This is a genomic window from Pseudonocardia sp. TRM90224, assembly GCF_021245725.1.
Classification (GTDB): Bacteria; Actinomycetota; Actinomycetes; order Mycobacteriales; family Pseudonocardiaceae; genus Pseudonocardia.
The window spans coordinates 827,531-846,862 of record NZ_JAJGSX010000003.1; the positions used below are offsets into that span (position 1 = coordinate 827,531).

Here is a 19,332-nt window from a genome sequence, read left to right on the forward strand (position 1 = left end):
CCTGGCCTACGGGCCAGGGCCCCGATCCGCGTTTCCGGCGCCTGTCACATCTCCGTCGTGCGTTCCGTCAGACCAGTAACGGCCGGATCGACCGGCCCAACGGGAGGACAGGAACCATGGAAGCTCGGATGCAGAACCCGGCGATGGTCGTTCCCGGCGCGATGCAGGCACTGCTCGCGCTGGCCAAGTCGGCCGAGAAGGCCGGTGACGTGCCGCACGTGATCCACAAGATGGCGCACCTGCGCGCCAGCCAGATCAACGGCTGCAGCGTGTGCGTCCACATGCACGCGGCCGAGCTGCGGCAGGCCGGGGAGCCGGCCGAGCGCATCGACACGATCAGCGCGTGGCGCGACGCGCCGTTCTTCACCGAAGCCGAGCGCGCGGCGCTCGCGCTGACCGAGGAGGTGACGGTGCTCGCCGGCCGCAGCGACGCGGTCTCCGAGGACGTGTGGCTGGAAGCCCGCAAGCACTTCGACGAGGAGTCGGTCGCGGGCCTGATCCTCTCGGTTGCCGCCGTCAACGTGTGGAACCGGCTCAACGCCGCCACCCGCCAGGTCGCGGGCGCCTGGAAGGGCTAGGACGAACCTGCGTCGAGGGCCGGAACCGCGAGGGTGTTGGGGAGGGCAGGAAAGCCACTTTCCGGCCCTGTGAGGGCCGGAAAGTGGCTTTCCTGCCCTCGCACGCGGGCACGTATCCCGGCTGCCCATGACGCGCGCCCAGTAGCCAGCTAGCGCCACGAGAAGATGCGACGCACGGTGTCGCTGACGTCGTCGTCCGCCTCTTCCGCCGGTTCGGCGTCCGGGGCCTCGGTCTCGGGGGTATCGGAGGCCTCGCTCTCCGTCGTTCCGGGTTCGGTCGTCTCAGGTTGCGGGGTCCGGGTCGGCTCCGGCCGCGCCGCCTGGCCGGGCTCGAACGGGTACTGCCGGACCCAGTCGACCTGCATGCTCGACTCCTTGACGGCCGCGGTGCCGTCCCCGGGGAACCAGTCGAGCTGGACGCACAGGTGCATCGGGCCGCTGGGGATGATCGCCTTGTCGGTGGTGCGGAACCACTCCTCGCCGTCGAGGTAGGTGACGATCGCATCGGGCCCCCACTCGACGGCCCAGTTGTGCCAGGTGCTCGCATCGACCTCGACCGAGCCGTCGACCTGCGCGTTCTTCTCGCCGTAGTGCACGAAGGCCTTCGTCGTGCGGCGGGCGGGATCCTGCATCTCCATGAAGTCGATCTCGCCGCCGGAGGGGAAGTCGTCGGCGTCGGGCCAGAGCAGGAGCAGCGCGTTGTAGGAGGGGTCGGCCGCGGGCGCCCGCACCCGACCCTCCCACCGGCCGTACTTCTGGCCCGGCATCCACGCCATACCGCCCGTCGTGCCCTGCGCGTCGCCGGTGATCGTGAGGATCCCGCCCTCGCGCGACACCGCGGCCGGCGACCGCTTGCCCTTCCCGGCGTGCCCCGTGCCGTCGTAGAGGCGCCAGTCGCCGCCGTCCGCGTCGAAGGTCTCCTCGCGGGAGGGCGCGCCCCAGCCGAGCTTCGCCGCTGCGGTGGAACCTTCCTCCCCGCTGGGTGACGGCGCGGCGGCGGGATCGGTGTCGGCGGCGCCGGTGTGGTCCTGCTCCGGTTCTGCCGTGGGGGACGGCGGTCCGCTGCGGACGGGCGGCTCCGACCGATCAGGCTTCTTCCCACGTGAAGTCGGCGTTGTGGATGGACCTGTGGATGGACTTGTCGATGGTTCTGGGGTGATCGTCACCACCGACGGCGCGCCGGCCTCGTTCGTCGTCCCGTCGCCGGCGAACACGACCACGACGGCGACCCCGGTCGCGAGGTACTTCTTGACCAGCTCCTCGATCTCGTCGAACGTCATCGTCAGCCTTCCCCTGCTGGTAGGTCGGTGGTGGCGGCGGAGTCGACGGCAACGAGCCAGCGCCCGTCCGGCTGCCGGACGAGCACGACGTGGCGGGCCGCCGTCGTGAACGCGTAGGGCCCGCCCGGCGGCCCGGTGGCCGTGCCGAGCTCGGCGCGGTAGCCGCGACACAGGCCGTCGGGGTCGCTCGCGACCAGCCGCATCGCGGTGACGGTGGCGGTGCGTTGCGTCCCTGGCGGCGGCGGGTCGAGCACTACCGTGCCGACCGTCCCGGCGGCGCTGCCCGGCTCGGCGTACGGGGCGCCGCGCAGATGGGTACGGCCGCGGTCCGCGGCTTCGACCGTGTGCGCTGCTGCGAGGAACGCCCGCCCGACCGCCTCGGGATCGGACATGTCGACGTCCGGGTCGGCTTGCGGCGGATCGGCACCGCGCTCGACGGGGATCGCCGCGATGGCGTCGCGGTCCTCGTTGCTCACCACCGGCGGCCGCTCGGCCGGACCTGCGCCGCCGAGCAGCGCGAGTGCCGCGATCGTGACGGCGAGGGCCGTCAGCGCGGCGAGCACGGGTCGGCTCATGGCGTCACTCCCGGAAGCTCACGTGGACGTGGTCGAAGTGTCCGCCGGTGGCGTTCGAGGTGTCGTAGACCCCGCCGCCGGTGTAGCGGCGGCCCCACGCGCCGTCGTCGTCCGCGACGCCGGGGTCCCAGTAGCGGCCCTGCCAGATCAGGTATCCGACGCGGAGCGGTTCGGCGTGCTCCCGGAACCAGCCGACGACCCGCCACCCCGCCTCCAGCTCGGCACCCTTCGCGAACGTTCCCGGCGCGGTGGCGAAGAGGTCGCAGGCGCGGCCCCGGGAGTGGTCGCTCCTCGGGTTCCACGCGTGCTCGTCCCAGCACCCCGCCGAACGGATCACCGGGCCGCCGCTCCAGCTGCCGAACGCGGCCTCGGCCGCTTCGAGACCGTGGCGCGTCGCGCCGGTGAGGCACCCGTCGCCGGTGGGGTCGGGCGGCTGGCAACCCGTCGCCCCGCCGGTCCAGGCGGCCGGCGCGGCGAGCGATGGCGCATGCAGCGCGGGTGCCGTGGCGGCGGTGAACCGCTCGACGTTGGCCCGCACCGCGCCGATGTACCGGGCGATCACGGCGGCGCAGCGCGCGGAGCACCCGGCCTCGCCGGCCACCGGCACGCCCGTCGCGCTGCCGGTGACCCGGCCGCAGCCGGCGATGTGGCAGACGAGCATCGCGTCGAGCGGGTCGGCCGGCTTGCCCGTAGCGGTGAGGTGCGCGGCGGCGGCGCGCAGGTTCGCGCAGATCCACGGCACGGCGACCCGCAGGTGCGCCTCGGTGGTGAGCACGTCGGAGCCGGCCGCGGGCGGATCGCTCGCCCACGGCGTACCCCCGGCGGCCTGCCAGGTGCGCTGCCCGAACTGGAAGAGCCCCGCCGGTCGACCTGCGGCGTCGCCGTGCAGGCCGGGGTCCCAGCCCGACTCGGCCTGCACGTGCGACACCACCCACACCGGCGGCAGCTCGGGACACCCGTCGGAGGTCAGCTCGACGATCAGCGGCAGCATCTCGCGGGCCAGTGCCGGCACCTTCGGGGAGTCGACGCCCGATGCCGCCACGCCCGTGCCGCCCGGTCCGGGCGGCATCAGGCCGGTCACAGTGGCGACCAGAGCTGCGACCAGGGCCGCGAGCACACGCACCGGCCGCTCACCCGGCCCGTCCCGGCTGCTCGCGCTCGACCGGTTGCAGCCCTCGCCAAAGCACCGCGGGGCGTGGCCGGATCACCATCGGCGGAACGGCGCTCTCCAGCTGGCCGGAGCCGAGCACAGCCGCGACGATCCGGCGCAGCGCGTCGGCCAGCACCCGCAGCTGCGGGGTGAGCGTCGCGACGTCGCGGCCGAGGACGAGCGCGGCGTCCGCGGGCGGCCCGCTCGCCCGGGCCCACTCGGGAATGTGGGGCAGCAGCACAACGGCGCCGAAGCGGTGGCTGAGCGTCTCCAGCGACGGCTCCTCGGCACCGCGGACCGGCACGACGGCCAGCACAGGACGCGGTCCCGACGGTGGGAAAGCCACCACACGGGCGAGGCGCAGCGCCTCCGGGTGCGCGCCACAGGCCAGCACGTCGGCGTGCTGGTCGCGATGGCCTGCGTCGACGGCGTGCAGGGCGGCCGCGAGCGTGCTGGCGCCGGAACCCCTGCTGAGGCCGGTCACCTGCGGGATCCTCGTCACCACGGGCCTCCGGCGAGCTGCTGCTCGGCGATCGGGTCGTCGTCGGCCAGGGCGTGGTCGCTCCGGCCGGGTGCGGGAGGCGGGTCCGGTTCCTCGCCGAGGGTCTCCTCCCAGGCGTCGACGACGAGCCGGCCGCCGCTGAGCACCACCGGGACGCTCAGCCGGATCCAGTACGCCGCGAGGCTGCGCCACCCACGTCCGGTCGGCGGCGGCGCGACGGCGGGGACGCCCGCGATGTCCGGTTCGCGCTCCGGCTCGGCAGGGGGCTCCGCGCGCTTCCCGACGAGGCGGTACGGCGTGACGCGCACCCGCACGTCGACGAGCACCCGCCCGTCACCGTCGGGGCGGACCAGCCCGGTGAGCGCAAAATCGGCCCGCTGCCGGCCGGTGCCCGACCAGCCCAGCCGGGCGGGGTCGCTGCCGGGTGCGGAGAGGTGGTCGGTGAGCACCCGGCCCCGGCGCTGCGGATCCTCCTCGTCCCACGAGAGGTAGTCGACGGCGAACGCACCGGCGAGCGCGGCGGCCTCGGCGGGGTCGGGCCTCGGCGCCACCCCGTCGGGCATGCGCGGCGCGGGGATGGGTGGGAAGCCGGTGGGGTCGGTCGGCGGGTCGGCGTAGGGGTTGTGCGGTGTGGCAGGCCTCGTGGGGCGGACTGCCGGGCCGCTGCCGGGCGGGGGCGGCGGCGGTCGGTGTGGGGGCGGGCCGGGTGGGCCGACGCGAACCGGGAAGCCCGGTGGCGGCGCGGGCGGTTCCGCCTGCGCGCGGCCGAAGAGGCGGAATCGTGGCACGGCGATCATCGCCGGTGCCGGATGCGATGTGCGGACATGGGCTCCCCCGGATGCCGGTGCGGTGGCGGTAGCCACCGCGAACGGCTCGACCGTAGGAACGCGCTAGGAGGCCGTGTGCCGGAAACGGGAACAGCGTTTGCGATAGCGAACGGGTGCCGTCAGAAGGTCCGCACGGGGTGTGCCTGGAAAGCCACCTTCCCGGCCTCAGGCGCCTGGAAAGTGGCTTTCCAGGCAACCCTCGGGGCGCCTCGCGCTACGGCAGCTTCCAGGTGTGCACGGGCTCGTTCGCCTCGGAGTGGTGGAGGTAGCGCTGCAGCATCCCGGCCAGCGCCTTCTCGCGGTCGGCGCCGCGGTCCTCCAGCGCGGCGACGGCGTCGAGCTGCCACGCCGAGCCGGTGCGGCGCGTGACGCACCGCCGCTCGATGATCGAGAGGTACCGGTTGATCACGCCGGACGCGACGCCCCAGGTCGCGAGCCCCTCGGCGGCCTGTGGCAGGAGCTTGCGCAGCACGAGCTCGTCGGGCCGGATCCAGCCGCTGCCCGGCCAGTAGAGCGGGCCGTCCATCCCGTGCTTCGCGGCGGTGGTGAAGTTCTCCTCGGCGGCCTCGAACGACATCGAGCTCCAGAGCGGCCGCTCGGCCTCGACGAGCACCCGCAGCAGGCCGTAGAAGAAGAGCGCGTTGGCGACCATGTCGACGGCCGTCGGTCCGGCCGGCAGCACCCGGTTCTCGACGCGGACGTGCGGGACCCCGCCCGCGATGTCGTAGACGGGGCGGTTCCACCGCCAGATCGTCCCGTTGTGCAGCTTCAGCTCGTCCAGCTCCGGCACCCGGCCGGCGTCGAGGTCCGCCATCGGGTCGGTGTCCTCGGTGACGGGCATCAGGCCTGGGAAGTAGCGCCCGTTCTCGGAGAAGAGGTCCAGGATCGAGGTGATCCAGCGCTCGCCGAACCACACCCGTGGCCGGACGCCCTGGTTGCGCAGCTCGACCGAGCGGACGTCGCACGACTGCTCGAAGAGGGGGATGCGCGTCTCGGCCCACAGCCGCGACCCGAGCAGGAACGGCGAGTTGGCGCCGACGGCCAGCTGCACGCCGGTGAGCACCTGCGCGGCGTTCCAGTAGGCGGCGAACGAGTCGGGGTGGACCTGCAGGTGCAGCTGCATGGACGTGCACGCCGCTTCCGGCGCGATCGAGTCGAAGTCGGCGATGAGCCGGTCGGGCGAGACCGAATGCCGGCCGGAGGCGTCGTCGCCGGTGATGTCGAGCCGGATCGGCTCGCCGCGCAGGTTGAGCATCTGCTCGTTGAGCAGGGCGTAGCGCTGGTCGGACGACAGCGACTCGAAGACGAGGTGGCGGCGCTCGATGGTCGGCAGGATGCCGATGACGGCGAGCCGCGAGCCGCACTCGGCTGCGGCGTGCCGAGCCAGCCGGAGCTCGTCGACCAGCTGGTTCTCCAGGTGCCGCCACTGCTCGCCCGGCAGCGGCCGCGGCGGGAGGTTCAGCTCGAGGTTCCACCGGCCCAGCTCCGACTGGAACTCGTCGCTGCCGATGGCCGCGAGCACGTCCGGGCCGGTGAGGGCGGGTTCGAGATCGTCACCGACGAGGTTGAGCTCGACCTCGATGCCGGTCATCGGCTCGTCCTTGGCGAACGGGTGCTCGCGCAACATCACGGCCAGCGCGTCGAGGCACCGCTGGACCTTCGCCCGATAGTTCTGGCGATCCCGCCGACTGAACGTGGTCCGGTCGACGTCCTGGCCCATGCGTGTGCTGCCTCCCTGACCCGGGCCTGACCCGGACCATGGCTGCCCACGCTCGTGGTGACGAGCGGTGGCCTTCGGTCGGGGTTGTCCACCGTGACACACGGTCGACCTTGCCGCTACGGCTGTCCGGATGACGGGTACATCGCGCTGATCACAACCTGGAACGATTCGACCTGTGGCGTTCGAGACGACGATCGACGACCCGGCGGACCCGCTGGTGGACGACTACCGCGACCTGACGGCAGCGGACCGCCGTCCGGATCGGCCCGGCGGGCGTGGGCTCGTCATCGCGGAGGGTGTCGTCGTGGTGCGCCGGCTCATCGACTCGCCGTTCCCGGTGCGGTCGGTGCTCGGCGTCCCGCGGCGCCTCGCCGACCTGGCTGACGATCTTGCGCCGCTGGACGTGCCGGCGTTCGCCCTCGACGCCGACACGATGGCGACGGTGGTCGGGTTCCACCTGAACCGAGGGGTGCTCGCGGTCGCCGACCGGGCCGTCCAGCCCGCGGCCGCCGAGCTCGCCCGCACCGCCGGGACGCTGGCCGTGCTGGAGGGCGTGAACGACCACGAGAACCTCGGGTCGGTCTTCCGCAACGCCGCTGCGCTCGGCGTCGACGGTGTGCTGCTCGGGCCGCGGTGCGCCGACCCGCTCTACCGCCGCAGCGTCCGCGTGTCGATGGGGCACGTGCTGCGGGTCCCGTTCGCGGAGCTGCCCGGCGAATGGCCCGCCTCGCTCGACGTGCTGCGTGCGGCCGGGCTGCGTGTTGCGGCGCTCACGCCGGCTGCCGACGCCGTCCCGATCGGTCGGGCGGGCCTCGACGGGCAGCGGGTCGCGTTGCTGCTCGGCGCGGAAGGCCCGGGGCTGACGGCGGAGGCGCTGGCGGCGGCCGATCTGCGCGTGCGCATCCCGATGGCGTCGGGCGTCGACTCGCTCAACGTCGCGACGGCCGCCGCCGTCGCGTTCCACGCGGTCGCCACGCCATGAAGGCATGCGGTGGGTGTCTTGCGGCTACGCTAGCCCGCTATCCGGTCGGACGGGAGATCGTGTGGAGCTCGGGGAACGGCTGCCAGGTGATCCACCCCTGCCGGCCGAACTGCGCGCCGCGCTCGACGAATGGAGCGCCTTCTCCACGGCCGTCGCGGGCGGTGGGCGGCCCGAGGACGTCGACCTGCTCCGCCGCCGCGGCCGCCAGCTCGCCTCCCGCGTCGCCGATGTGCTGGGCCGGCCGGTGGAGTTCGTCGACCCGGTCACGGGCGCGATCGAGACCGTCCGGGTGAGCCCCGTCGGCCCCATCCCGCGGCTCGCCGTCGAGACCCCCGGCCCGGTGCCCTGGACGACCGGGCTGACCGTCGCCGCCTTCGTTGCCGTGCTCGTCGGGTTCACCGACATCGTGCTGAGCAACGGGTTCGCCGAGGCGTTCGGGCTGCTGTGGATACCCGCGAACCTGCTCGTCGGGTTCGGGCTCGCCCCCACCCTCTGGCTGGTGCACGACATGCCGTTCTGGCGGTGGCCCGCGCTCGGCACCGCCGTCGGGCTCGGCGTCGGGTGGGTCGTCCTGCTGCTCGGGATGCTGGGCTGAGCCACCGGGTCGGGAGTGGAGTGAATCGCGGCAGCCATCGGCTCCACGGTGCACCGCACGTTCACGGTCGACCCGGCCGTCGCCGCGCTGACCTTCCGCGCCCGTCGCACCCGGTGGCCGGGTGGGGCGAGCCAGTAAGCCCGGGCGGTCTCCCCGCCATATGCCTTGGCCGTGCGCGGGATGGGTGCGAGAGGCATTCCCGCCACCCGTAGAAGTTCCCCACCGTTTTGCCAACCTGCATGCCCTGGAAGGTGTGCAGGTTGGCAAAACGGTGGGGAAGTTTGTCAGCGTTGGCCGCGCACCCCGAGCAGCACCTCGTCCCACGAGGGCATGACGGGCTTGCCCTTCTTGGTGCGGCGGTTGGCGGCGGGGGCGGTCTCCGGCTGCTCGGTGGGCTGCTCGGCGGCCGGTTCGTCCTGCGGCTCGGGCGCGGGCGCCTGCTCCGCGACCGGCTCCTCGCGCGGCGGCGGGGCCGGCTCGCGGCGAGGTTCCTTGCGCGGTTCCGCACGGGTTTCCGTACGTGGTTCCGGGCGGGTCTCGGCGCGCGTTTCTGGGCGGGCCTCGGGCCGCGCCGGCTTGCGCGGCTCCGTGCGCGGCTCGGCCTTGCGCTGCGCGGGTGGTGCGGCTCGGCGCGCGGGCGGCGGCTCGGCGGGCGCCTCGCGGGGCTGCTCGATCCGGGGTGGCCGGGCGGTCTCGGCGGGGGCGGTCGCCCGCGCCTGCTCGACGACGGGCGCGGCGCCGGAGCCGGTGGCTCGCAGCTCCTCGCGCGCGTCCGGCTCGGGCGCCGGCGCCGGCTCCTCCTGCCGGGCGATGTCGATCACCGGGCCGACGGTGCGCAGCGGCCGCGCCGGCAGGCCTTCGACGAGGTCGCTGGCGTGCTCGTCGACCGCGGTGACGGTCCCGCCGTGCGCGCCGGGCTGGAACGTCCAGTGCGCCCGGTTGTCCGAGCGGCCCGCGCGCCACGACAGCGCGACGACCCAGCGGCCGTCCTCGCCCTTCCAGGAGTCCCACTCGGCTTCGGTGTACTCCTGGCCGCGCAGGCCGAACGTGTGCGCGACGACGTCGCCGAGCATGCGTGAATCGGGGCCGTCGGCGCGCATCGGATGGGCTCGCTGCGCGACCTCGGCCGTGCGGGATCGTTCCAGCAGCACCGGGTACGCGAACCGTTCGATCTTCTGCAGCGGGACGCCCGCCATCGACGCGACCTGCTCCACGGACGCTCCGGCGCGGATGCGTGCCTGGATCTCACGTGGGCGCAACTGGCTCTCCAACTCGATCGAGATCTGTCCCAGCCGGGTCCGGTCTCCCCGTGCGGCAGCGCGCAGCTGCTCGTCGGCCGGCACGGTGAAGCGCTCGCGACGGTCCGGGTCCTCGAGGATGACGGAGATCTCTCCGCCGCCCTCGGTGATCCCGACGACCCGCAGCGCCCGCATCGGCGGCCTCCCCGCTCTCTTCTCCCCGTCCGGGTGACGGTAGTTGCCACCGCAGCTCCGCCGTCGGAGGCGCGCCGGGGCTTTCGCACCCCGCCCGACGTCGGATAACTGCGCACCGCGTGCTTTCGTGCACGCAGCGTTCCATGACCGTGTCGTCAGATAAAGCTGATGCGGATGTTACCGGTGTGACTACAGAGGGATGGCGGCAGTCACTGTTGGTGCGCGACAACCCAGTCGACGCAGGCGGTCAGCGCCTCGACGTCGGCCGGTTCGACGGCCGGGAACATCCCGATCCGCAGCTGGTTGCGGCCGAGCTTGCGGTAGGGCTCGGTGTCGACGACGCCGTTCGCGCGCAGGGTCTTGGCGATGGCCGCGGCGTCGACCTCGTCGGCGAAGTCGATCGTGCCGACCACCTGCGAGCGGTGCGCGGGGTCGACGACGAACGGGGTGGCGAAATCCGACTTCTCGGCCCACGCGTAGAGGTGGCCGGACGACTGCGCGGTGCGGGCGACGCACCCGTCGAGGCCGCCGAGCGCGAGCATCCACTCGACCTGCTCGGCCATCAGGAAGAGCGTGGCGATCGCGGGCGTGTTGTACGTCTGTTCCTTGACGGAGTTGTCCACAGCTGTGGACAACGAGAGGAACGGCGGGATCCAGCGGTCCGACGCTGCGACCTCGGCGATCCTGGCGAGCGCCGCAGGGCTCAACAGGGCTGTCCACAGGCCGCCGTCCGCGGCGAAGCCCTTCTGCGGCGCGAAGTAGTACGCGTCGGCGTTGCTGACGTCGACGGGGAGCCCACCCGCGCCGGAGGTCGCGTCGATCAGCACGAGCTGGTCGGCCGTGGTGCCCTCGGGGCGGACGACGGGCACCGAGACACCCGTCGAGGTCTCGTTGTGGGCCCAGGCGAGCACGTCGCAGCTCGGGTCGGTGGTCGGCGCCGGCGCGCTGCCCGGATCCGCTTTCACCACGACCGGGTCGGCGAGGAACGGGGCGCCGCGCGTCGAATCGGCGAACTTGGCCGAGAACTCGCCGTAGGTCAGGTGCAGCGCGCGCTCGCGCACGAGGCCGAACGCCGCGGCGTCCCAGAACGCCGTCGAGCCGCCGTTGCCGAGCACGACCTCGTAGCCCTCGGGGAGCGAGAACAGCTCGGCGAGCCCCGCCCGCAGCCGTCCGACCAGCGACTTCACCGGCTTCTGGCGGTGCGAGGTGCCCATCAGAGCGGCGCCGGCGCCGGCCAGCGCGGCCAGCTGCTCGGGGCGCACCTTGGAGGGGCCGCAGCCGAACCGACCGTCGGCAGGCAGGAGGTCGGCGGGGATCCGCGGGTCTGTGGAGGTCGATGCCGTCACGCCCCCAGTGTCGCAGCCGAGCGGCGCTCGGCCAGCGCCCGGCCGTCGCCCATGGGAAGGATCACAAGCAGCGCGAACTTCCCCACCGTTTTGTGCACTTGCGCGCTCCGCAGGCGCGCATCCACCCAAAACGGTGGGGAAGTCGGGACGCGCCGCGGCGGGTGCGGTCCCGGCGGGGTGCGGCGGGCGCCCGTAGGGTCGGGCGATGCTGCCGAGCACCGCCGCATCCGGGAACACCGTGCTCGGGCTGCGGGCGAAGCTCGTCGTCGCGAGCGCGTTGATGCTGTTCGTCGAGCTGGCGCTGATCCGGTGGGCCGGGTCGAACGTCGTGCACCTCTCGTACTTCTCGAACTTCGTGCTGCTCGGCTCGTTCCTCGGGATCGGGCTCGGCTTCCTCCGCGCCGGACGTGCGTGGCACCGGCCGTTCTACTCGCCGATCACGCTCGCGGCGCTCGTGCTGTTCGTCGAGGCCTTCCCGGTGACGGTCGACCGCGGCCACGACCCGACCGTCATCTACTTCACGAGCCTCTCGACGACCGGGCCGCCGACGTGGGTCGTGCTGCCGATCGTGTTCGTCGCCGCCGCGGTCGTGACGGCCGGGCCCGCCGAGCTCACCGGCCAGTGCTTCGCACAGCTGCCGCGGCTCACGGCATACCGGTTCGACCTGGTCGGCAGCCTGATCGGGATCGTGTCGTTCACGGCGCTCTCGTTCATCGGCGCGCCGCCGGTGTGGTGGGGCGTGATCGTCACGCTCGCGTTCGCCGTGCTGCTCGTGCCGGCGCCGGAACGGATCGCGGTGCTGGTCGGCGTGCTGCTCATCGGGGTGCCCTCGGCGCTGATGGTGAGCGCGCTGCAGCTGGAGTCGACGGCCGAGGGCGTCACGTGGTCGCCCTACTACAAGATCAAGACGACGCCGTGGGACTGGCAGGGCACCCCGATCGTCGACATCTCGGCCAACGGCGTGCCGCACCAGCAGGCGATCCCGGCCGAGGCGCGGGTGCGGTTCGAACCCCAGTACGGGCTGCCTTACCAGCGCACACCGGGCAACGAGCTGCGCAACGTGTTGATCGTCGGCGCCGGCAGCGGCACCGATGTGGCGATCGCGCTGCGCAACGGTGCCCAGCACGTCGACGCCGTCGAGATCGACCCCGAGCTGCTCGCCATCGGGCGCGAGCGACACCCCGACCGGCCCTACGCCGACCCGCGCGTCGACGTGCACGTCGACGACGGCCGCGCGTTCCTCTCCCGCACCGACACGAAGTACGACCTGATCCTCTTCGCGCTGCCGGACTCACTGACGCTCGTGCAGGGCGCGAGCTCGCTGCGGCTGGAGAGCTACCTGTTCACCGAGCAGGCGTTCGCCTCGGCGCGCGAGCACCTCGCGCCGGGTGGGGCGTTCTCGATGTACAACTACTACCGCGAGACGTGGCTGATCGAGCGCCTCGCGAACACCGCGTCCACCGTCTTCGGCCATCGTCCGTGCGTCGACGTGGTCGGCGGCGCGCTCGGCCAGGCCGTGATCACCTCCGGGCTCGCGCCGGCCGACCAGACCTGCGCGTCGACGTGGGCCGGCCCCGCTCCCGGCACGCCCGACCCCGCAACCGACCAGCGCCCGTTCCTCTACCTGTACGGCGCGACGATCCCGTCGCTGTACCTCGTGACGATCGGGCTGATCCTGCTGGTCAGCGTGGTGGCGGTGGGTGTGGTCGGGGGCGGCTCGTACCGGCGGATGCGCCCGTACGCCGATCTGTTCCTGCTCGGCGCCGGTTTCCTGCTGCTGCAGACGAAGAGCATCGCCGGGTTCGCGCTGCTCTTCGGCACGACGTGGGTGGTCAACGCGATCGTGTTCGCCGGAGTGCTGCTGGCCGTGCTGGCGGCGGTCGAGGTGACGAGACGGTTCCGCACGCCCCCGCTGAAGACGATGTACGTGGTGCTCTTCGCGGGGCTGCTGCTGAGCTGGCTCGTGCCTGACGCGTGGCTGCTCGCGATGCCGGTGCCGCTGCGCGCGCTCACCGCCGTCGTGCTCGCGTTCCTGCCGGTCTTCGCGGCGAACGTCGTGTTCGCGAAGCGGTTCACCGACACCGAGGACGGCACGGCCGCGTTCGGCGCGAACCTGCTCGGCGCGATGGTCGGCGGCTGCCTGGAGTACCTCGCGTTGCTCGTCGGCTTCCCCGGGCTGCTGATCGTGGCAGCGCTGCTCTACGCGGGCGCCTTCGCCCTCGCGCCGAAGGGGTCGTTCGCGCCGCGGTAGGTGCGCCGGTAGGCGATCGGTGCGACGCCGATCGCCGCGTGCAGGTGCTGGCGCAGCGACGCCGTGGTGCCGAAGCCGGCGTCGACGGCGATCCGCTCCACCGGCAGGTCGGTCGTCTCCAGCAACCGTCGGGCGAGGTGCACCCGCTGGGCGATGAGCCAACGTGCGGGGCTCTGGCCCGTCTCGTCGCGGAAGCGCCGCGTGAATGTCCGGACGCTCATCGACGCGTGCGCCGCCAGCTCGGCCAGCGTGAGCGGCTCGTCGAGGCGCTGCAACGCCCAGGCCCGGGTCGGGTCGGTGCCGGGCCCCGCCGGGTCCGGCGGCGGCTCGATGAACTGCGACTGCCCGCCGTCGCGCCACGGTGCGACGACGCTGCGCCGAGCCACCCGGTTCGCCACCGAGGCGCCGTGGTCGCGGCGCACGACGTGCAGGCACAGGTCGATCCCCGCGGCGTTGCCCGCCGAGGTGAGCACGTCGCCGTCGTCGACGTAGAGCACGTCCGGGTCGACCTTCACCGCGGGGAACAGCCGGGCGAGCCGCTCGGCGTGCATCCAGTGCGTCGTGGCCGGCCGACCGTCCAGCAGCCCGGCGGCGGCGAGCGCGAACGCGCCTGTGCAGATCGACATCAGGCGGGCGTCGAGGCTGGTCAGCACCTCGGCGACGGCCGGGTCGAGCACTCCCTCGTCGACGACCCGGTCGCGGTAGATGCCCGGGATCACGACGGTGTCGGCCTCGTACAGGATCGAGCCGTCGTAGTCCGGGAGCACGCGGTAGCCGGCGGACGTGCGGATCGGGCCGCCGTCGAGCGTGCAGGTTCGCACGCGGTAGAGCCGGTTGCCCTCGTCGTCGACGGCGTTGCCCATCAGCTTGTGCGGCAGCCCGATCTCGAACGCCATCACCTCGGGGAGGCCCAGCACCGCCACTTCATGGACGTCGACCATGGCCGAATTCTTGCACATGATGGCCTTCCGGCCACTGGTGTCGGTCTGCGGCGTCACCGAACCTGGACCCGTGACAGAGCTCCGTTCCCCGGAAAGGGCGCCGCGCGTGCGCCGGATCCACCCGGCGTGGTGGGTCGCAGCAGTGACGTTCCTGGCGCTGGTCGGCGCGGCCGGGTTCCGGGCGGTGCCCGGTGTGCTGATGGACCCGCTCCAGCAGGAGTACGGCTGGTCGGTCGCGACGATCTCCGGTGCTGTCGCGGTGAACATGGCGCTCTACGGGCTGACCGCGCCGTTCGCGGCCGCGCTGATGGAGCGGTTCGGGATCCGCAAGGTCGTCAGCGCCGCGCTGCTCGTCGTCGCGGCCGGCAGCGGGCTAACCGTGTTCATGACGGCGAGCTGGCAGCTGGTCCTGTGCTGGGGCGTGCTCGTCGGGCTCGGCACCGGCTCGATGGCGTTGGCGCTGGTCGCGACGGTGACCGGGCGCTGGTTCGTGGCTCGGCGCGGCCTGGTCTCCGGCGTGCTCACTGCGGGCGGGGCGGCCGGGGCACTGGTGTTCCTGCCGCTGGTCGCGATCGTCTCGGAGCGGTTCGGGTGGCGCCCGGCCGCGCTCGGTGTCGCCGCGGCTGCGCTCGCCGTCGCCCCGCTGGTGATGTGGCTGCTGCGCGACCGCCCGCACGACCTCGGCGTCGTCCCCTACGGTGGCACCGCCGCCGACGACCCCGAGCCGGTGCGCACGGGTGCCGCGCGGCTCGCGGTCAAGGTGCTGTTCGACGCCGCGCGCACGGCCCCGTTCTGGTACCTCGCCGCCGGCATGATGATCTGCGGCGCGACCACGATGGGCCTGATCCAGCCGCACTTCATCCCCGCGGCGCACGACCACGGCATGCCGCACACCGTCGCGGCCGGGCTGCTTGCGCTCGTCGGGATCTTCGACGTCGCCGGCACGATCGCGTCGGGCTGGCTGACCGACCGGATCGACCCGAGGTACCTGCTGCTGGCCTACTACGTGCTGCGCGGGCTCTCGCTGCTCGCGCTGCCGGCGCTGTTCGGGCCGGACATCCAGGCCAACATGCTGGCGTTCATCATCTTCTACGGCCTCGACTGGGTGGCCACGATCCCGCCGACGATGGCGTTGTGCCGGGAGCTGTTCCCGGCGACCGCGCCCGTCGTGTTCGGGTGGGTGTTCGCCTCCCACCAAGTGGGCGCGGCGCTGATGGCGCTCGGCGCCGGCATCGTCCGCGACGAGCTCGGCGCGTACGACTCCGCCTGGTACATCGGCGGCGCGCTCGCGGTGGTGGCCGGCCTGCTCTCGCTCATGATCCGGCGCGCCCCCAAAGCGGCCGCCAACCCCGCCGCGCCGGCGATCTGACCCGAACTTCCCCACCGTTTTGCCTACTTGCACACGTTCCAGGGTGTGCAGGTTGGCAAAACGGTGGGGAGGTTTCAGCCGTGCTGGATGTCGGACCAGCCCTCGACGTCCTCGGGCTTGCGCGGGCCAGGGCCGATGTACTGCGCCGACGGGCGGACGAGCTTGTTCTCGCGCTTCTGCTCCATGACGTGCGCCGACCAACCGGCCGTGCGGGCGCTGGTGAACATCGCCGGCATCATGTGCGGCGGCACCTGGGCGAAGTCGAGGATGACCGCGGCCCAGAACTCGACGTTCGTCTCGATCGGGTGGTCGGGACGGCGTTCGCGCAGGATCGCGAGCGCCGCCTGCTCCAACGACGCTGCCACCTCGTAGCGCGGGGCGTTCAGCTCCTTGCAGGTGCGCCGCAGCACGCGCGCGCGGGGGTCCTCGGCCCGGTAGACCCTGTGCCCGAAGCCCATGAGCTTCTCGCGACGGTCCAGGATGCCGGTGACCAGCGCCTTCGGGTCGTCGGTGCGCTCGACCTCCTCCAGCATCGGCAGCACGCGCGCGGGTGCGCCGCCGTGCAGCGGGCCGGACATGGCGCCGATCGCGCCGGAGAGCGACGCGGCGACATCGGCACCGGTGGAAGCGATCACGCGCGCGGTGAACGTCGAGGCGTTCATGCCGTGCTCGGCGGCCGACACCCAGTAGGCGTCGACGGCACGCACGTGCGCCGGGTCGGGCTCGCCGCGCCAGCGGACCATGAACCGCTCGGTGATCGTCGTGCACTCGTCGATGCGTTTCTGCGGGACGGCGGGCACGCCGATCCCGCGCGCCGACTGCGCGACGTAGGACAGCGCCATCACCGACGCGCGCGCGAGCTGGTCGCGCGCCTCCTCCAGCGTGATGTCGAGCAGCGGCCGGTAGCCCCAGTACGGCGCGAGCATCGCGAGCGCGGCCTGCACGTCGACCCGGACGTCGCCGGTGTGCACCGGGATCGGGAACGGGTCGGCCGGCGGCAGCCCCGGGCCGAACCGGCCGTCGACCAGCAACGCCCAGACGTTGCCGAAGGTGACCTTGCCGACCAGATCCTCGATGTCGACGCCGCGGTAGCGCAGCGCACCGCCGTCCTTGTCCGGCTCCGCGATCTCCGTGCGGAAGGCGACGTGTCCTTCGAGCCCTGACTTGAATCCCGGTGGGGGCGGGGGTACCGCCCCGTCGCCCGGTGCGGATGTACCCGATTGCGTCGACACGGTCGTCACCGCGTCCTCCTCGTCGTGGTCCCCGATTGTCGGCACCTGCCCGGCGGGCCGGTGCGGCGCCGCCCGATCAGGATCGCCCACGTGCCGAGCCGAATCAGCCCGGATCGCGTGCTGACCACGACCGCCCGTGACGGCTAACGTGGTTGGCGTCACCCTGCCTCCGCCACCCGCGGTAGGCAACGGTGCAGCCGGGTGGCATCGGTCACCGGTGTTGTCGGCAGGTCCGTCGGCCGCTATACGCGGCTGCGGGCCGGGCAGATGGGGGGTCCATGACGGAGCAGCGGTTGGCCGGGATGCGGGTCGACTACCGCACGGAACGATTCGACGTCGATGCACTTGCTCCGACATGGCACGAGCAGCTGTCGAAGTGGCTCGGTGAGGCCGAGGCGGCCGGTGTCGCGGAGGCGAACGCCATGGTGCTCGCCACGGCCGATGCCGACGGGCGGGTGTCGTCGCGCACGGTTCTGTGCAAGGGGCTCGACGAGCGCGGGGTCGTCTTCTACACCAACTACACGTCGGCGAAGAGCCGCGACCTGCGGGTCACGCGGTTCGCGTCGGTCACGTTCCCCTGGTACGGCGTGCACCGGCAGGTGCACATCCGCGGGACGGTCGAGCTCGTGGCGTCCGAGGAGACCCGCGCCTACTGGGCCACCCGCCCTCGCGGGTCGCAGCTGGGGGCGTGGGCGTCGGCGCAGTCGACGGTGGTGCGCGACCGCAGGGTGCTCGACGACGCGCTCGCCAACATCGAGCAGCGGTTCCCCGCCGACGAGCCGGTCCCGCTTCCCCACCATTGGGGTGGTTGGCGCATCGCGCCGGAGCGGGTCGAGTTCTGGCAGGGCAGCGAGGACCGCATGCACGACCGCCTGCGCTTCGAGGTCGACCAGATCACGCGGACGTGGAAGGTGCGCAGGCTGGCGCCGTGACCTGCGAATCGCCTCACCCGAGCACCCCATGACTTCCTAGGAGCGCCCGGAACAACTGGAACCTACTGCGCGGCGCCCAGGCGGCGCCCTCGCGGCGTTGCGCGAATACGTCGATACAACAGCGGTATCGCCGAATCCGCGCGCCTTGCGAGGACACCACCTGGACGCCGCTCGCTACGGCCCCCAGTTGTTCCGGACCCTCCTAGAGGTGGTAGGTCTGGACGTGTGACGCCTCCCGGTCCCGACGATCCCACGCGGCCCAACCCCGCCCAGGATCCGCGGACGGGAGCGATCGCGGCCGGCCCGGACGCGCCCACGCGCATGCTCGCCGGCGCCCGCCGCCGCCTGCGCGGGGCGCTGGCCGACACGCGCCCGCTGCGCACCGACTCGTACCGGCGGCTGTGGCTCGCCGGCATCGTGACCGTGATCGGCTCGCAGCTCTCCGTCGTCGCCGTCCCGACGCAGATCTACGACCTCACCGGTTCGTCCGCGTACGTCGGGCTGACCGGGCTCTTCGGGCTGGTCCCGCTCGTCGTGTTCGGCCTGTGGGGCGGCGCCATCGCCGACGTCGTCGACCGCAGGGTGCTGCTGCTCGTCACCGGTGCCGGCATCGCGGCGACGTCGCTCGCACTGTGGGTGACGGCCGCGAGCGGCGTCGGCGGGGTGTGGACGATCCTCGGCCTGTACTCGGTGCAGACGGCGTTCCTCGCCGTGAACCAGCCGACGCGCAGCGCCGTCATCCCGCGCCTGCTGCCCGTCGAGCAGCTGCCGGCGGCGAACGCGCTGAACATGACGGTCCTGCAGGTCGGCGCGATCGCCGGCCCGCTGCTGGCCGGCGTCCTGATACCGGTGATCGGGCTGCCGACGCTGTACCTGATCGACGCCGTCGCGCTGCTCGCGACGTTGTGGGCGACGTGGCGGCTGCCGTCGGTGCCGCCGGAGCGCAACCCGACGGGACGGCGGAAGGCCGGCGTCCGCGAGGTCGCCGCCGGGTTCCGCTACGCCGCAACGCACACCGTGCTGCTCGTGTCGTTCCTGATGGACGTGGTTGCGATGCTCGGCATGCCGCGCGTCGTCTTCCCCGAGATCTCGCACACCGTCTACGGCGATCCGCCGAGCGGCGGCATCGCGCTCGGGCTGCTGTTCGCCGCGATCCCCATCGGCATGGTCGCCGCCGGGCTGCTCTCGGGTTGGCTGCACCGCGTGCAGCGCCAAGGTGTCGCCGTCACGATCGCGATCTGCACCTGGGGCGTCGGCATCACGCTGTTCGGGCTGACCAACTCGCTGTTCCTCGCCGTGGTCTTCCTGGCGCTCGCCGGGGCCGGCGACATGGTCAGCGGGGTCTTCCGCTCCTCGATGCTGCAGTCCGTCGCGACCGACGAGATGCAGGGTCGGATGCAGGGCGTGTTCATCGTGGTCGTGGCGGGCGGGCCGCGGCTCGCCGACCTCTGGCACGGCCCGGCGGCCGCCGCGATCGGGCCCGGGCCGGCGTCCGCGGTCGGTGGTGTGCTGGTGATCGTGCTGGCCGTGGTGGTGGTGCTGGTCTTCCCCCTGTTCTGGAGGTACCGCGCACCGACCGGTTCATGATTGTTTCGATCGGGAATCAGCACCCTCCCAGC

Annotated in this window: 17 protein-coding genes; 7 read left to right on the forward strand and 10 right to left on the reverse strand. The window is 72.9% G+C overall.

Annotated features, from left to right (window positions below; all coding sequences use genetic code 11):
- Positions 1-116 precede the first annotated feature (116 nt).
- Positions 117-578, forward strand: coding sequence for a carboxymuconolactone decarboxylase family protein (locus LL648_RS08140; RefSeq protein WP_232661787.1), 462 nt, complete (start codon positions 117-119; stop codon positions 576-578).
- Positions 579-727: 149 nt separating this feature from the next.
- Here the strand turns inward: LL648_RS08140 and LL648_RS08145 are convergent, their stop codons facing one another.
- The 6 genes from LL648_RS08145 to LL648_RS08170 all read right to left on the reverse strand — a co-directional run bounded on the left by LL648_RS08145 (position 728) and on the right by LL648_RS08170 (position 6,632).
- On the reverse strand, positions 728-1,858 hold the full coding sequence (locus LL648_RS08145) for a glycoside hydrolase family 16 protein (protein WP_232661788.1): 1,131 nt from the start codon (positions 1,856-1,858) through the stop codon (positions 728-730).
- Positions 1,859-1,860: 2 nt separating this feature from the next.
- Positions 1,861-2,433, reverse strand: a complete 573-nt coding sequence (locus LL648_RS08150; protein ID WP_232661789.1) for a hypothetical protein — start codon at positions 2,431-2,433, stop codon at positions 1,861-1,863.
- Positions 2,434-2,437: 4 nt separating this feature from the next.
- Positions 2,438-3,556, reverse strand: coding sequence for a hypothetical protein (locus LL648_RS08155; protein ID WP_232661790.1), 1,119 nt, complete (start codon positions 3,554-3,556; stop codon positions 2,438-2,440).
- A 7-nt stretch (positions 3,557-3,563) separates the two neighbouring features.
- A complete protein-coding gene (locus LL648_RS08160; protein ID WP_232661791.1) occupies positions 3,564-4,067 on the reverse strand; it encodes a hypothetical protein in 504 nt (167 codons plus the stop codon).
- 14 nt (positions 4,068-4,081) lie between these two features.
- Complete coding sequence (locus tag LL648_RS08165) at positions 4,082-4,873, reverse strand: hypothetical protein (RefSeq protein ID WP_232661792.1); 792 nt, start codon at positions 4,871-4,873, stop codon at positions 4,082-4,084.
- A gap of 253 nt (positions 4,874-5,126) precedes the next feature.
- Positions 5,127-6,632, reverse strand: coding sequence for a glutamate--cysteine ligase (locus LL648_RS08170; RefSeq protein ID WP_232661793.1), 1,506 nt, complete (start codon positions 6,630-6,632; stop codon positions 5,127-5,129).
- A gap of 175 nt (positions 6,633-6,807) precedes the next feature.
- Between LL648_RS08170 and LL648_RS08175 the strand changes: the two genes are divergently transcribed.
- Together LL648_RS08175 and LL648_RS08180 are read left to right on the forward strand one after the other, a co-directional pair.
- Complete coding sequence (locus LL648_RS08175; protein ID WP_232661794.1) at positions 6,808-7,614, forward strand: TrmH family RNA methyltransferase; 807 nt, start codon at positions 6,808-6,810, stop codon at positions 7,612-7,614.
- Between the two features lie 61 nt (positions 7,615-7,675).
- Positions 7,676-8,209, forward strand: coding sequence for a DUF2537 domain-containing protein (locus LL648_RS08180; protein ID WP_232661795.1), 534 nt, complete (start codon positions 7,676-7,678; stop codon positions 8,207-8,209).
- A gap of 284 nt (positions 8,210-8,493) precedes the next feature.
- On the opposite strand, the gene sepH is transcribed toward LL648_RS08180, so the two are convergent.
- Together sepH and serC are read right to left on the reverse strand one after the other, a co-directional pair.
- Positions 8,494-9,642, reverse strand: coding sequence for a septation protein SepH (gene sepH / locus LL648_RS43855; RefSeq protein ID WP_255684556.1), 1,149 nt, complete (start codon positions 9,640-9,642; stop codon positions 8,494-8,496).
- Between the two features lie 209 nt (positions 9,643-9,851).
- Complete coding sequence (serC, locus tag LL648_RS08190) at positions 9,852-10,988, reverse strand: phosphoserine transaminase (protein ID WP_232661796.1); 1,137 nt, start codon at positions 10,986-10,988, stop codon at positions 9,852-9,854.
- Positions 10,989-11,193: 205 nt separating this feature from the next.
- Here serC and LL648_RS08195 point away from each other — a divergent pair, with 205 nt between their 5' ends.
- Positions 11,194-13,239, forward strand: coding sequence for a methyltransferase domain-containing protein (locus tag LL648_RS08195; protein ID WP_232661797.1), 2,046 nt, complete (start codon positions 11,194-11,196; stop codon positions 13,237-13,239).
- Here LL648_RS08195 and LL648_RS08200 read toward each other — a convergent pair.
- Positions 13,188-14,180, reverse strand: a complete 993-nt coding sequence (locus LL648_RS08200) for a GlxA family transcriptional regulator (RefSeq protein WP_232661798.1) — start codon at positions 14,178-14,180, stop codon at positions 13,188-13,190. The two genes, LL648_RS08195 and LL648_RS08200, sit on opposite strands and share 52 nt — an antisense overlap.
- Between LL648_RS08200 and LL648_RS08205 the strand changes: the two genes are divergently transcribed.
- Entirely contained in the window at positions 14,179-15,549 is a 1,371-nt protein-coding gene (locus tag LL648_RS08205) for an MFS transporter (RefSeq protein ID WP_232661799.1), read from the forward strand. The two genes, LL648_RS08200 and LL648_RS08205, sit on opposite strands and share 2 nt — an antisense overlap.
- A gap of 74 nt (positions 15,550-15,623) precedes the next feature.
- Here the strand turns inward: LL648_RS08205 and LL648_RS08210 are convergent, their stop codons facing one another.
- Entirely contained in the window at positions 15,624-16,781 is a 1,158-nt protein-coding gene (locus tag LL648_RS08210) for a citrate synthase 2 (RefSeq protein ID WP_232661877.1), read from the reverse strand.
- Positions 16,782-17,059: 278 nt separating this feature from the next.
- Here LL648_RS08210 and pdxH point away from each other — a divergent pair, with 278 nt between their 5' ends.
- Positions 17,060-17,713, forward strand: a complete 654-nt coding sequence (gene pdxH, locus LL648_RS08215) for a pyridoxamine 5'-phosphate oxidase (RefSeq protein WP_255684557.1) — start codon at positions 17,060-17,062, stop codon at positions 17,711-17,713.
- A 321-nt stretch (positions 17,714-18,034) separates the two neighbouring features.
- Positions 18,035-19,300 carry an MFS transporter gene (locus LL648_RS08220; protein ID WP_232661879.1) on the forward strand — a complete coding sequence of 422 codons (1,266 nt, stop codon included), beginning with the start codon at positions 18,035-18,037 and terminating at the stop codon, positions 19,298-19,300.
- The last annotated feature ends 32 nt before the right edge of the window (positions 19,301-19,332 follow it).